This is a genomic window from Dactylosporangium sp. NPDC050688 (assembly GCF_040654515.1).
GTDB lineage: Bacteria > Actinomycetota > Actinomycetes > Mycobacteriales > Micromonosporaceae > Dactylosporangium.
Genome location: NZ_JBFAIC010000133.1, coordinates 1 through 11,908, shown reverse-complemented (window position 1 = coordinate 11,908; position 11,908 = coordinate 1). Strand labels below are relative to the sequence as shown.

The 11,908-nt window shown below is 71.4% G+C and carries 14 protein-coding genes and 1 pseudogene; 10 read left to right on the top strand and 5 right to left on the bottom strand.

Annotated features, from left to right (window positions below; translation table 11 throughout):
- From AB0H83_RS50720 to AB0H83_RS50710, 3 genes and pseudogenes are all read right to left on the bottom strand, one after another.
- A pseudogene (locus tag AB0H83_RS50720) lies at positions 1 to 491 on the bottom strand (hypothetical protein); the annotation flags it as partial.
- Positions 492 to 1,047: 556 nt separating this feature from the next.
- On the bottom strand, positions 1,048 to 1,329 hold the full coding sequence (locus tag AB0H83_RS50715) for a YiaA/YiaB family inner membrane protein (protein WP_360110879.1): 282 nt from the start codon (positions 1,327 to 1,329) through the stop codon (positions 1,048 to 1,050).
- 47 nt (positions 1,330 to 1,376) lie between these two features.
- Entirely contained in the window at positions 1,377 to 2,300 is a 924-nt protein-coding gene (locus AB0H83_RS50710) for an AAA family ATPase (protein WP_360110876.1), read from the bottom strand.
- A gap of 189 nt (positions 2,301 to 2,489) precedes the next feature.
- Between AB0H83_RS50710 and AB0H83_RS50705 the strand changes: the two genes are divergently transcribed.
- From AB0H83_RS50705 to AB0H83_RS50660, 10 genes are all read left to right on the top strand, one after another.
- Positions 2,490 to 2,792, top strand: a complete 303-nt coding sequence (locus AB0H83_RS50705) for an urease subunit gamma (protein ID WP_360110873.1) — start codon at positions 2,490 to 2,492, stop codon at positions 2,790 to 2,792.
- The gene (locus AB0H83_RS50700; protein ID WP_360110871.1) at positions 2,789 to 3,094 is read left to right on the top strand and encodes an urease subunit beta; all 306 of its coding nucleotides are present in this window, start codon (positions 2,789 to 2,791) and stop codon (positions 3,092 to 3,094) included. Before AB0H83_RS50705 ends, AB0H83_RS50700 begins: the two co-directional genes overlap by 4 nt.
- Positions 3,091 to 4,800, top strand: a complete 1,710-nt coding sequence (locus AB0H83_RS50695) for an urease subunit alpha (RefSeq protein ID WP_360110868.1) — start codon at positions 3,091 to 3,093, stop codon at positions 4,798 to 4,800. Before AB0H83_RS50700 ends, AB0H83_RS50695 begins: the two co-directional genes overlap by 4 nt.
- Before the next feature lie 4 nt (positions 4,801 to 4,804).
- Entirely contained in the window at positions 4,805 to 5,464 is a 660-nt protein-coding gene (locus tag AB0H83_RS50690; RefSeq protein ID WP_360110865.1) for an urease accessory UreF family protein, read from the top strand.
- 136 nt (positions 5,465 to 5,600) lie between these two features.
- On the top strand, positions 5,601 to 6,215 hold the full coding sequence (gene ureG, locus AB0H83_RS50685; RefSeq protein ID WP_360110882.1) for an urease accessory protein UreG: 615 nt from the start codon (positions 5,601 to 5,603) through the stop codon (positions 6,213 to 6,215).
- Complete coding sequence (locus tag AB0H83_RS50680; protein WP_360110862.1) at positions 6,212 to 6,958, top strand: urease accessory protein UreD; 747 nt, start codon at positions 6,212 to 6,214, stop codon at positions 6,956 to 6,958. Before ureG ends, AB0H83_RS50680 begins: the two co-directional genes overlap by 4 nt.
- Before the next feature lie 153 nt (positions 6,959 to 7,111).
- On the top strand, positions 7,112 to 8,251 hold the full coding sequence (locus AB0H83_RS50675) for an agmatinase family protein (RefSeq protein ID WP_360110860.1): 1,140 nt from the start codon (positions 7,112 to 7,114) through the stop codon (positions 8,249 to 8,251).
- Positions 8,248 to 9,237, top strand: a complete 990-nt coding sequence (locus AB0H83_RS50670) for an ABC transporter substrate-binding protein (protein WP_360110857.1) — start codon at positions 8,248 to 8,250, stop codon at positions 9,235 to 9,237. Before AB0H83_RS50675 ends, AB0H83_RS50670 begins: the two co-directional genes overlap by 4 nt.
- Positions 9,234 to 10,097, top strand: coding sequence for an ABC transporter permease (locus AB0H83_RS50665; RefSeq protein WP_360110854.1), 864 nt, complete (start codon positions 9,234 to 9,236; stop codon positions 10,095 to 10,097). The genes AB0H83_RS50670 and AB0H83_RS50665 overlap by 4 nt, the downstream gene beginning before the upstream one ends.
- Positions 10,097 to 10,861 (top strand): ABC transporter ATP-binding protein, encoded by a 765-nt coding sequence (locus AB0H83_RS50660; RefSeq protein ID WP_360110851.1) that lies wholly within the window; start codon positions 10,097 to 10,099, stop codon positions 10,859 to 10,861. Before AB0H83_RS50665 ends, AB0H83_RS50660 begins: the two co-directional genes overlap by 1 nt.
- Before the next feature lie 128 nt (positions 10,862 to 10,989).
- Here the strand turns inward: AB0H83_RS50660 and yidD are convergent, their stop codons facing one another.
- Both yidD and AB0H83_RS50650 read right to left on the bottom strand, forming a co-directional pair.
- Positions 10,990 to 11,427 (bottom strand): membrane protein insertion efficiency factor YidD, encoded by a 438-nt coding sequence (gene yidD / locus AB0H83_RS50655; RefSeq protein ID WP_360110848.1) that lies wholly within the window; start codon positions 11,425 to 11,427, stop codon positions 10,990 to 10,992.
- Between the two features lie 276 nt (positions 11,428 to 11,703).
- Positions 11,704 to 11,908 (bottom strand): hypothetical protein (locus AB0H83_RS50650; RefSeq protein WP_360110845.1); only part of this gene is annotated, 205 nt, incomplete at its 5' end.

The following is an 11,908-nucleotide window of genomic DNA, read 5'->3' as shown; positions in this document are numbered from 1 at the left end:
ATCGTGACGTTCTTGGCCTTGATCTCGAGGTGGCCGTTGATGTCCTTGCCGTCGATGACCGTGCCGGCGACCGTGATGGTCATGGGTCCGGTGTATGGCGTCAGCGTCACCTTCTTGCGGGTGTCGCCGGGCAGGCCCTGCGGGTAGCCGGTGTTGTGCGCGGCCGGGTAGCCCGCCACCGTGTAGGTCGCCGGGACACCTCCACCACCGCCACCGCCGGGCGCCGGCGGCTTGGCGTTCGTCGAGGCGCTCTTGGAGGGCGACGCCGACGCCGAGGCGGACGCGGAGGCGGCCGGCGAGACGCTGGTCGAGCTGGACGGTGTGCCGGCGGCGGGGCTGGTCGTCGGGCGGCCGGCCGAGCCGGTGGCCGGCAGGTTCTTGCAGGCGCTCAGTGCGCCACCGGCGAACAGTGCCGCGGCGACGATGCCGACGCTCGTGCGGCGTAACGCACTGCGGGTCACGGTGGTCGGAGAGTTATGGTGCGGGTTCATGTACGGGGAATCCTCCCGGATCAGTCGACATCCGTCAGTCGACGCGGCCTCAGGCCTGTCGGAGCTTTTCGGCGTGAATGGTCGGTTGGTGATTCCGCTCCTTACCTTCGACTGCATATGTCCTACGAGAAACCGGGCACGATTCACTTTCGGCAATGCCGTCAAGATCGGCGCTCGGTACGTCGCTCGCAACCTTGCGTAACGTTTTCCGGGTCGAAGCATGCCACGGTTCGCCGGGGGAGTGAAACCCTGCGGTGTGCCGTCGTCCGTACCTTTGGCATTCTTAAGTCGCGCCTAAGAAATAGCACGACTGGAAAGCAGCACGATAGGCCCGGAACGGGCATATCGACGCGCGCCGAGAGTGGTCTAGATCACTCGATCGTGCGCGCGTGACGTGGTGCGGTCCTCAAGGCCCCCACGCTGCGGTGAACCATACAGCCAGACAGCCGTCCGGCCTAGTCATTGCGGGTGTGACGTAGCCGATCATCCATGCGTCGACGCCCGGGGCGTGCCCCCGAGCGTCGAGAATGCGGTCGAAGCCGGACGAACCGGCAGGTCACGCGCGGAACGGGTCGTGGTCGGTGAGCAGCTTGTCCAGGCGGGCCTGGTCGACGCGGTGCACGACCGCCGTGGACTCCTGGTGGTCCCGGACGCACTTGGCCAGGGTGAACGCCGACGTGACGGTGTAGAGCAGGCCGATCGCGAGAAACGCCCGCATCCACGTGTTGACCGGCAGATAGGCGATGCCGATACCGAGGCCGACCACCGCGACCCCGAACGAGACCGCGGACTGCAGGAAGAATGCCGTGGTGGTCTTCGCGGGCACTGGTGTTGTCATGCCACGAGTCTCGGCCGGGCCGGAACAGAAGGCCTGAGTAGGCCTACTCAACTCAGGGCGGGTACCGGAAGCTCGATTTTGTGCGCCCGCTGCCACGCCTCGACCACCTCGTCGGTGACGTGGGCGCGGAAGTAGTCGTTGGCGCTCAGCCGCGCGGTCACCGGCTCCTCGCCCTCGGCCAGCAGACTCGCCGGGACGAGGTGGAACTCGTTCTGCACAGCGGCGCTGAGCCGGCGGTGGCCGTCGACGACGTAGTAGTCGGGGCCGCAGTGGCCGATGGTGAGCGGCTCCAGGGCCCGCGCCCCAGCGTCGCCGACCTCCTCGACGAAGGCCGGGTCGGCCGGGTCGGCGGGCCGGGTCGGGTAGACGCGCATCGGGTCGAGCAGCAGCAGTGGCGGGCGCTCGCGCAGGATGTCGCCGCCGAGGCGGCCCTCGAACGCGTCCACGATCATCCCGACGATCTCGTCGGGGCGGGCGCGGGTGCTGTCGCAGACCAGGTCGTAGTTGCGCAGGCGGAGCTTGTCGGCACCGTACCGGGTCAGGAACCGCACCCGCTCGCTCTCGCTGCGCCCGTGCAGCCGCTCCTTGGCCTCCTCGAGGGTCGCGTAGCGCTCCACCTCGCTGTGCGGGCGGGCGAGCACGCGGCGGGCCGCCTCATTGGGCTCGGTGATGAGGTGCACCTTGAACGCGTCGTGGAAGAAGAACCAGGCCAGGCGGCTGTCCACGATGAGCTGCTCACCGGACTTGGCGATGTTGCTCTGCAACTCGTCGACCGCGCTGTCGATCGCGTCGTCGAGCTCCGCGTGCAGGTTGAGCTGCAGCGCGGTCATGCCACGCTCCTCGGCCATCTGCCGGTACATGTCGCCGACGCTGATGCGACGCAGTGCGAGCCGGCCGGCGAGCTCCACGGAAACGGTGCTCTTGCCACTGCCGAGGTCGCCGTTGATGACGACGGACCGGTGATTGCTCATGCGCAACTCTCTAGGTAGTCCCCATGGGGCAGTCCAGGTCAGGAGCCTAACACGCCCGTGTTGCACTCTTTGCGGGGCACCGGAACCGCATTCTGAATTGAATTCCTGAAAGCGAATGGAATTCCGTGTAATGCTCAGGAAACATCGGTCTGGCAGCATCTCGCCACCACCGTCCCCGGGAGGCCGTCGTTGTTCCTGACCCGCCACGAACAGGAGCGCCTGCTGATCCATGTCGCCGCCGACGTGGCGCAACGGCGCAAGGACCGCGGGCTGAAGCTCAACTATCCGGAGTCGGTCGCGATCATCACGGCGTTCCTGCTGGAGGGCGCGCGCGACGGGCGCACGGTGGTCGATCTGATGGAGGCCGGCCGGCACGTGCTCGGCCGTGACGACGTGCTGGAGGGAGTGCCCGAGATGCTCGTCGAGGTGCAGGTGGAGGCCACGTTCCCGGACGGCACCAAGCTGGTGACCGTCCACCACCCGATCCCATGATCCCCGGCGAGATCCTGCCGGGCGACGGCCCGGTGGTCATCAACGCCGGCCGGGCCGAGCTGACGCTGACCGTGGAGAACACCGGTGACCGGCCGGTTCAGGTCGGCTCGCACTACCACTTCGCCGAGGCCAACGAGGCGCTGTCCTTCGACCGCGAGGCCGCCTGGGGACACCGGCTCGGCGTGCCGGCGGGCACCTCCGTGCGCTTCGAGCCCGGCGTGTCCCGTGACGTCGTCCTGGTACCCCTGGCAGGCAACCGGATCGTGCCGGGCCTGCGGGGCAGAGCTGGAGGAGCGCTGTGACCGAGCTCGACCGGCGGCGGTACGCCAACCTGTACGGGCCGACCACCGGCGACCGGATCCGCCTGGCGGACACCGACCTGCTGATCGAGATCGAGCGCGACCACTGCGCCGGCGGCGACGAGGCGGTCTTCGGTGGCGGCAAGGTGATCCGCGAGTCGATGGGCCAGTCCCGGGCGACCCGGGCCGAGGGCACCCCCGACACCGTGATCACCGGCGCGGTCGTCGTCGACCACTGGGGCATCGTCAAGGCCGACATCGGCATCCGCGACGGGCGGATCGTCGGCATCGGCCGGGCCGGCAACCCAGACATCATGGACGGCGTCGACCCCGCGCTGGTCATCGGCCCGTCCACGGAGATCGTGGCTGGCAACGGCCGGATCCTCACCGCTGGCGCCATCGACTGCCACGTCCACCTGATCGCGCCGCTGATCCTGGAGGAGGCCCTCGCCAGCGGCATCACCACGATCGTCGGCGGTGGCACCGGCCCCGCAGAGGGCAGCAAGGCCACCACGGTCACGCCCGGCGCGTGGCACCTGGCGCGGATGTTCGAGGCGCTCGACCCGTGGCCGGTCAACGTCCTGCTGCTCGGCAAGGGCAACACCGTGTCCGAGGCCGCGATGTGGGAGCAGCTGCGCGGCGGCGCCGGCGGGTTCAAGCTGCACGAGGACTGGGGCACCACGCCCGCCGCGATCGACGCCTGCCTGCGGGTCGCGGACGCCTCCGGGGTGCAGGTCAACATCCACACCGACACGCTCAACGAGGCCGGCTTCGTCGAGGAGACCCTGCGGGCCATCGCCGGCCGATCGATCCACGCGTATCACACCGAGGGCGCCGGCGGCGGGCACGCGCCCGACATCATCACCGTGGCGTCGCACCCGAACGTGCTGCCGTCCTCGACGAACCCGACCAGGCCGTACACCCGCAACACCCTCAGCGAGCATCTCGACATGCTCATCGTCTGCCACCACCTCAACCCGAGCGTGCCGGAGGACCTGGCGTTCGCGGAGAGCCGGATCCGGCCCTCCACGATGGCCGCCGAGGACCTGCTGCACGACCTGGGCGCGATCTCGATCATCGGCTCGGACTCCCAGGCGATGGGGCGCGTCGGCGAGGTCGTCCTGCGCACGTGGCAGACCGCGCACGTCATGAAGCGGCGCCGGGGGCCGCTGCCCGGCGACGGCGCCGCCGACAACGAGCGGGTCAAGCGCTACGTCGCGAAGTACACCATCTGCCCGGCGGTCGCCAGCGGCATCGACGGCGAGGTCGGCTCGGTCGCCGTGGGCAAGCTCGCCGACCTGGTGCTGTGGGACCCGGCGTTCTTCGGGGTCCGGCCGCACGCGGTCATCAAGGGCGGCGCGATCGCCTGGGGCGCGATGGGCGACGCCAACGCGTCCATCCCGACGCCGCAGCCGATCCTGTCCCGGCCGATGTTCGGCGCGTACGGCGCCGCCGCCCCCGCGACCAGCCTCGCGTTCGTCGCGCAGGCGGCCCTGGACGACGGCCTGGCGGACCGGCTCGGCCTGCGGCGCAGGCTGGCGGCCGTCGCCGACACCCGCGGCAAGGGCAAGGCCGACATGCCGGGCAACGACGCGCTGCCGCGCATCGAGGTGGAGCCCGACACGTTCACCGTCCGCATCGACGGTGAGGTCGTCGAGCCCGACCCGGTGACCGAGCTGCCGATGGCTCAGCGGTACTTCCTGTTCTGAAGCCATGAAGACGCAGCTGCTCATCCTGGCCGACGGCCGCTTCCCGTCCGGGGGCCACGCGCACTCCGGCGGGCTCGAGGCGGCCGTCGTCCGGCACCGGGTGCAGGACCTCGACGGGCTGCGCGCGTTCCTGGTCGGGCGGCTGCACACCACCGGCCTGGTCGGCGCCGCGTTCACCGCCGCGGCGTGCGCCAGGCCGGACACGATGGACGAGCTGGAGGACGAGCTCGACGCCCGGACCCCGTCACCGGCGCTGCGCCTGGCGTCCCGGCGGCAGGGCCGCTCGCTGTGCCGGGCCGCCGCGGTCGTGTGGCCGGGGCCGCACGTGACCCGCGCCGGCACGCACCGGGGCGGCCTGCACCAGCCCGTCGCGCTCGGCGTGGTGGCGCACGCGGCCGGCTGCACGCCGGCGGAGGGCGCGTGGGTCAGTGCCTACCACGCGGTGTCCGGCCCGGCGAGCGCCGCCGTGCGCCTGCTGGGGCTGGATCCGTACCAGGTGCACGGGCTCCTCGCGGAGCTCGGCGAGCAGTGCGACGACGTCGCCGGGCAAGCCACCGAAGCCGCGCGTGGGCCCGCGGCGGACCTCCCGGCGGCGTCGTCGCCGCTGCTGGACGTGTCCGCCGAGGACCACGCCTCATGGGAGGTACGACTCTTTGCATCCTGACGATCACAGCCACGGACCGGACGAGGCACCCCACGCCCACGGGCCGGACGAGACGCAGCACGCCCACGCCCACGCCCACGGGCCGGACGAGACGCCGCACACCCACCCGGACCCCGGCGTCGACCCGCACGCGCCGCTGGCCGACGTGCGCGCCGCCCGGCGGGCCGTGCGCATCGGCATCGGCGGGCCGGTCGGCTCCGGCAAGACCGCCCTGGTCGCCGCGCTGTGCCGGACCCTGTCGGCGGACCTGAGCGTCGCCGTCGTCACCAACGACATCTACACCACCGAGGACGCCGACTTCCTGCTGCGCAACGGGGTCCTGCCGGCGGAGCGGATCCGCGCGGTGGAGACCGGCTGCTGTCCGCACACCGCGATCCGCGACGACATCTCCGCCAACCTCGACGCGATCGAGGAGCTGGAGGACAGCCTCGGCCCGCTCGACGTGGTGCTGGTGGAGAGCGGCGGCGACAACCTGACCGCGACGTTCAGCAAGGGCCTGATCGACCGGCAGATCTTCGTGGTCGACGTGGCCGGCGGCGACAAGGTGCCCCGCAAGGGCGGCCCCGGCGTCACCACCGCCGACCTGCTGGTCATCAACAAGACCGACCTGGCCCCGCTGGTGGGCGCCGACCTGGGCGTGATGGACCGCGACGCGGCGGCCCGGCGCGGCACCCTGCCGACGGTGTTCCTGTCCCTGGTGGAGGACCCGACCGCCAAGCCCGTCCAGGAGTGGGTCCGGAGCCTGGTGTGAAGGCCACCGCGCGGGTCGTCGCCGAGTCCGACCACGGCCGCACCGCGCTGCGGGTGCTGAAGGGCGAGGCGCCGCTGCTGCCGAGACGCACCGGCCCGGACGAGGTCCACTTCGTCGGCGGCGCGGCGGGCCCCCTCGGCGGCGACGAGCTCACCATGGAGATCGAGGTCGGTCCCGGCGCGCAGCTCGTCGTGCGCACGGTCGCGGCGAGCATCGCCCTGCCCGGCCGCTCCGGCGAGCCGTCGCTGCTGTCGGTCAGCGTCAGCGTCGCCGCCGGCGGCCGGCTGCTGTGGCTGCCGGAGCCGCTCATCGCGGCCGCCCGCTGCCGGCACACCACCCGGTCCACAGTGGACCTCGACGGCACCGCCGAGCTGATCTGGCGCGAGGAACTGGTCTGCGGCCGGCACGGCGAGGAGCCCGGCGACGTCACGCTGTCCACCGTGCTGCGCCGCGACGGCCGCCCCCTGTACCGCAGCGACGTCACCGCCGAGAGCCTCGGCGGCGCGCGGGTGCTCGCGACGGTGTTCCGGACCGGCGACACCCCCGCGGCAGCAACCACGCCGACGGCCGCGGTGATGGCCCTCGCCAAGGGCGGGACCGTCGCCACCGTGCTCGGCCGCGACCTCACCGAGACCCGCCGGTTCACCGACCCGCTGGTTACACCGCCGCAATGGAGGAGCAAAGCGGCAGTAACCGCGCGGGCGTCTACTGCCATCGACTCACCACTGGTGAGGCGCGCCTAGGGTTCCGCGCCGGGCGATCCGGCGGCTGGTCCGAGAGGTGCAGGCGTCCGCGCGGCCCCCGGGTCGTGGCGGCGTTCCACGGCGGGACAAAAGCCCGGGAGACAGCCGTCGCAGTCCGGCTGTGTGCCGGACGCACCCCGAGGGGGTCTGTCCATGGGCTTCAACCACCATCATCCCCACCAGCACGCGACGCACGACAACTACGGCCCCGAGGCGCGGTACGCCGTCGAACGCGAGGCCGAGCTGCCCACCACGAAGTGGGAGGAGGAGATCGCCCGCGGTCTGGAGTACGGGCTGCCGGGCGCGGACTCCATCGTCGACAAGCGGATCCCGACGTTCTCCCGCGGCGAGCTGCCGCACTTCGCCGGGATCAACACGTTCCTGAAGGCGCCCTACCTGGAGGACGTGCGCCGCTGCGGCGAGTACGACGTCGCCGTGCTCGGCGCCCCGTTCGACGGCGGCACCACGTACCGGTCCGGGACCCGCTTCGGCCCGCAGGGCATCCGGAAGATCTCCGCGCTGTACGGGCCGTACAGCTTCGAACTCGGCGTCGACCTGCGCGAGTCGATCACCATCGCGGACCTCGGCGACATCTTCACCATCCCGGCGAACATCGAGAAGACGTTCGACCAGATCTCCAAGGCCGTCGCCCACGTGTACGAGTCCGGCGCGTTCCCAGTCGTGCTCGGCGGCGACCACTCCATCGGCTACCCCACGGTCCGCGGCGTCGCCCAGCACATGACGGGCAACCTCGGCATCATCCACTTCGACCGGCACGTCGACACCCAGGAGACCGACCTCGACGAGCGGATGCACACGACCCCGTGGTTCCACGCCACGGACATCCCCAACGTGCCGCCGAAGAACCTCGTGCAGATCGGCATCGGCGGCTGGCAGGCGCCCCGGCCGGGGGTGAAGGTCGGCCGCGAGCGCGGCACCACGATCATGACCGTCACCGACTGCGTCGAGATGGGCATCGAGGCCGCCGCCGAGCGGGCCCTGGAGGTGGCGTGGGACGGCGCCGACGCCGTCTGGCTGTCCTTCGACGTCGACTGTCTCGACGCGGCGTTCGTGCCCGGCACCGGCTGGCCCGAGCCGGGCGGCTTCCTGCCCCGCGAGGTGCTCAAGTTCATCCAGCTGATCGCCGAGCGGCCGCTGGCGGGCATCGAGGTCGTGGAGTGTTCGCCCCCGTACGACAACGCCGAGATCACGTCCCTCATCGCGACCCGCGTCATCTGCGACACCCTCGGCTGCCTGGTGCGCGCCGGCCACCTTCCCAGGAGGACCTCATGAAGCGCCGTTCCTTTCTGACCGCGGTCGCGGGGGCCGCCTTCCTGACCGCCTGCGGATCGTCCGAAGAGGACACCGGCACGGCCGGCGCGAAGATCACGCTTGGCTTCAGCGCCTGGCCGGGCTGGTTCCCGTGGCAGGTCGCCCAGGAGAAGGGCCTGTTCGCCAAGAACGGCGTGACGGTCGAGCTGAAGTACTTCGACAGCTACACCGACAGCCTCAACGCCCTGGCCACCGGCAACCTGACCTGCAACAGCCAGACCCTCAACGACACGCTGTCGTCGGTGTCCGGCGGGTCGAAGCAGACCATCGTGCTGCTCAACGACAACTCCACCGGCAACGACCAGATCATCGCCGCGCCGGGCATCCGTACCGTGGCGGATCTCAAAGGCAAGAAGGTCGCCGCGGAGCAGGGCACGGTCGATCACTACCTGCTGCTGCTCGCGCTCGAGAAGGCCGGCCTCACGGAGAAGGACGTCACCTTCACGCCGCTGCTCACCGACGCCGCCGCAGCCGCGTTCGTGGCCGGGCAGGTCGACGCGGTCGGCGTCTTCGCGCCGTTCACCACCACCGCGCTCGGCCGCAGCGGCAGCACCGCGATCAGCACGTCGAAGGACTTCCCCGGCGCGATCCCCGACACCCTGTCGTTCCAGGCGCAGTTCGTCAAGGACCACCCCGACGAGGTGCAGAAGGTCGTGCAGACCTGGTTCGACACCACCGCCTGGATCAAGGCCAACCCGGCGGAGGCGGTGAGCATCATGGCGAAGAAGGGCGGCGTCTCCGACGAGGACTACAAGACCTACGACGCCGGCACCACGATCTTCACCAAGGAGCAGAACATCGAGGCGTTCACGCCGGGCGGCGACGCCAAGCACCTCGACTTCCAGGCGAACAAGATCGCCGAGTTCCTGGTGAGCACCAAGCTGGTGGACACCAAACCGCCGCTCGACGGGCTCTTCGAGCCCAAGTTCGTGAAGGCAGTGCGGTGACGGTGACCGCCCCGACGACGTCCGCGCTGTCGAAGCGGGCGTCGTGGGGGCCGCTGCCCCGCCGCCGCGCGGTCCGCCCGCCGCGGGCGGTGTTCGCGATCCGCTCGCCGCTGCCCGCCCGCACCCGGCTGCTGCTGGTCACGGTGTCGGTGCTGCTGCCGGTCGCGGTCTGGCTGGTCCTCGGCGCCACCGGGGCCGTGCCGGCCCGCTACCTGCCCAGCCTCGGCAGCGTCTGGCAGGCGGGCGCGGACATGGCCGCCAGCGGGCAGCTGTGGACCGACACGTGGGCCACGGTGCGGCGCATCGTGTACGGCTTCGGCCTCGCGGTGCTCGTGTCGGTGCCGCTCGGCGTCGCGATGGGCAGCTTCGCTGCGGCGAACGCCCTGCTGGAGCCGCTGAGCGGGCTGCTGCGCTACCTCCCGGCCGCGGCGTTCACCCCGCTGCTGCTCATCTGGCTCGGCATCGACGAGCCGCCGAAGATCGCGCTCATCTTCATCGGCACGGTCTTCTTCAACATGTTGATGACTGCGGATGTGGTACGGCTGGTGCCCCGCGATTTCGTCGACGTCGCCTACACGCTCGGGGCGCGGCGGCGCGAGGTGCTGTGGAAGGTGGTGCTGCCGCACTCGCTGCCCGGGATGCTCGACGCGGTGCGGGTCAACTTCGCCGCCGCGTGGAACCTCGTCGTGGTCGCGGAGCTGGTCAACAGCGACACCGGCCTGGGCAAGCGGATCCTGCTCGCCCAGCGGTTCACCCAGACGGACAAGATCTTCGCGATCCTCGTCGTCATCGCGGTCGCGGGCGTGCTCACCGACGTGCTGCTCCGCCTGGCCCGCAACCGGATCGGACGGTGGCTGTGATGCTGGACCTGACCGGCGTCGGCCGGACCTTCGGCGCGAAGGCCGCACTGCGGGACGTGTCGCTGTCCGTCGGCCGCGGCGAGTTCGTCTGCGTGGTCGGCGCCAGCGGCTCCGGCAAGTCGACGCTGCTGTCCATCGTCGCCGGCCTGGTCGCGCCGACGTCAGGCACCGTCACGCTGGACGGCACGCCGGTCGTCGGCCCCGGCCCGGAGCGCGGCCTGGTCTGCCAGTCCGGCGCCGTGTACCCGTGGCGCACCGTCGAGCGCAACATCGCCTTCGGCCTGGAGCTGCTCGGGCTGTCCCGCGCCGAGCGCCGGGCGCGGGTCGACTGGTACCTCGCGGAGACCGGCCTGGAACGCTTCCGCAGGTCCCTGCCGAAGCAGCTGTCCGGCGGGCAGCGGCAGCGGGTCGCGATCGCCCGCGCGCTCGCCTGCGAACCCGAGGTGCTGCTGCTCGACGAGCCGTTCGGCGCGCTCGACGTGCAGACCAAGGAGGACATGCAGGTCTTCCTGCGCGGCGTCTGGCAGGACACGGGCACGACGGTGCTCATGGTCACCCACGACGTGGAGGAGGCCGTGTTCCTCGGCGGGCGGGTCGTCGTGCTGGCCAGCGACCCGGGGCGGGTCGCCGCGGACGTCCCCGTCGAGCTGCCGGCGGCCCGGGACCTGACGGTGAAGCGGACCCCGGAGTTCCTCGCGCTGCGCGCGCAGGTGGAGGACCTGGTACGCACGTACCACCGCAGCCACGCGGGCGCGGTCGCCTGACGCCGCTGCCGTTGCGCCGGCCGGGTCCTCAGGGGCTTTGGTCAGCGACCGGCCCGGTCTTCAGGGCCGGCCGGCCGGGTTTTGGTCGGCGGCCGGCCGGTTTCTGGGCCGGCCGGCCGCTGCCGTCGTTACGGCACGGGGTCGTGGGTGCCGCGCGGGGTCGACGGGTTGCAGCGGCGGATCCGGGCGGCCGTGAGCCGGGAGCCCTCGACGAGGCCGTACCGCTGCACCGCCGCCAGGCCGTAGTTGCTGCAGGTCGGGATCTGCCGGCACTGGGTCGGCAGGTGCGGCGACAGCCACCGCTGGTATCCGCGGATCGCCACGACGCCGGCCCGGCCGGGGCCCGTCGTGCTGCGGCGCGGGGCCCGCCGCGGTGCGGCGACCGCCATCAGGCCGAGCAGCGAGCCGAGCATGAAGGGGTTGCAGTCGCAGCCGTCGCAGTCACAACCGTCGCTGTCGCGGCGGCGTCGCTGCTGCTGTTGCTGCTGGTGGTGTTCCTGCCGGCGGCGTCGCCGGCGGCGGTGCCGCCAGATCGCCACGACGTCGCCGATTCCGATTCGCGCCATGGGCGGCATTGTGTGGCCGATCGCCGGTGCGATCAAGGACCGGTCGCGTTTCTTACTCTGCTCGTGCCGCCGTTGCGCGGTGCAAACACGAAACGCACCCGGATGGCCGACTTCGTACGGGCGGCCGGGAATGTCCGGACAGTCCCGGACACCCGAACGAAGTCGAACAACCGAGTGCGTCGATGGTCGCTCTGGTGGGTCGCCGGCCCGCGGGGCTGATACTGCGGGCCGGCGTGGTCAACCACACCGTCAGGAGCTCGTCGTGCTGTGGTGTGCTCAGCTGGCCGCGATCGCCGGGCCGCCGTCGGTGTGCAGCTCGGTCGCCGAGGCGAACGCACCCTCCAGGCGGGCCTGGAGGGCGTCGAGCTGGTGGAACTCGCTGGCGCTGTAGGACTCGCTGCCCTCGGCGGCGAAGATGTGGTCGGTCTCGGCGGCGGAGTGGTCGTAGGAGGTGAAGTCCGACTCCTCGTAGTGCGAGCCG

Coding starts and splice junctions, on each gene's coding strand:
- AB0H83_RS50715 (WP_360110879.1), bottom strand. CDS start 1,329: ATGACAACACCAGTGCCCGCGAAGACCACCACGGCATTCTTCCTGCAG.
- AB0H83_RS50710 (WP_360110876.1), bottom strand. CDS start 2,300: ATGAGCAATCACCGGTCCGTCGTCATCAACGGCGACCTCGGCAGTGGC.
- AB0H83_RS50700 (WP_360110871.1), top strand. CDS start 2,789: ATGATCCCCGGCGAGATCCTGCCGGGCGACGGCCCGGTGGTCATCAAC.
- AB0H83_RS50690 (WP_360110865.1), top strand. CDS start 4,805: ATGAAGACGCAGCTGCTCATCCTGGCCGACGGCCGCTTCCCGTCCGGG.
- AB0H83_RS50675 (WP_360110860.1), top strand. CDS start 7,112: ATGGGCTTCAACCACCATCATCCCCACCAGCACGCGACGCACGACAAC.
- AB0H83_RS50670 (WP_360110857.1), top strand. CDS start 8,248: ATGAAGCGCCGTTCCTTTCTGACCGCGGTCGCGGGGGCCGCCTTCCTG.
- AB0H83_RS50660 (WP_360110851.1), top strand. CDS start 10,097: ATGCTGGACCTGACCGGCGTCGGCCGGACCTTCGGCGCGAAGGCCGCA.
- yidD (WP_360110848.1), bottom strand. CDS start 11,427: ATGGCGCGAATCGGAATCGGCGACGTCGTGGCGATCTGGCGGCACCGC.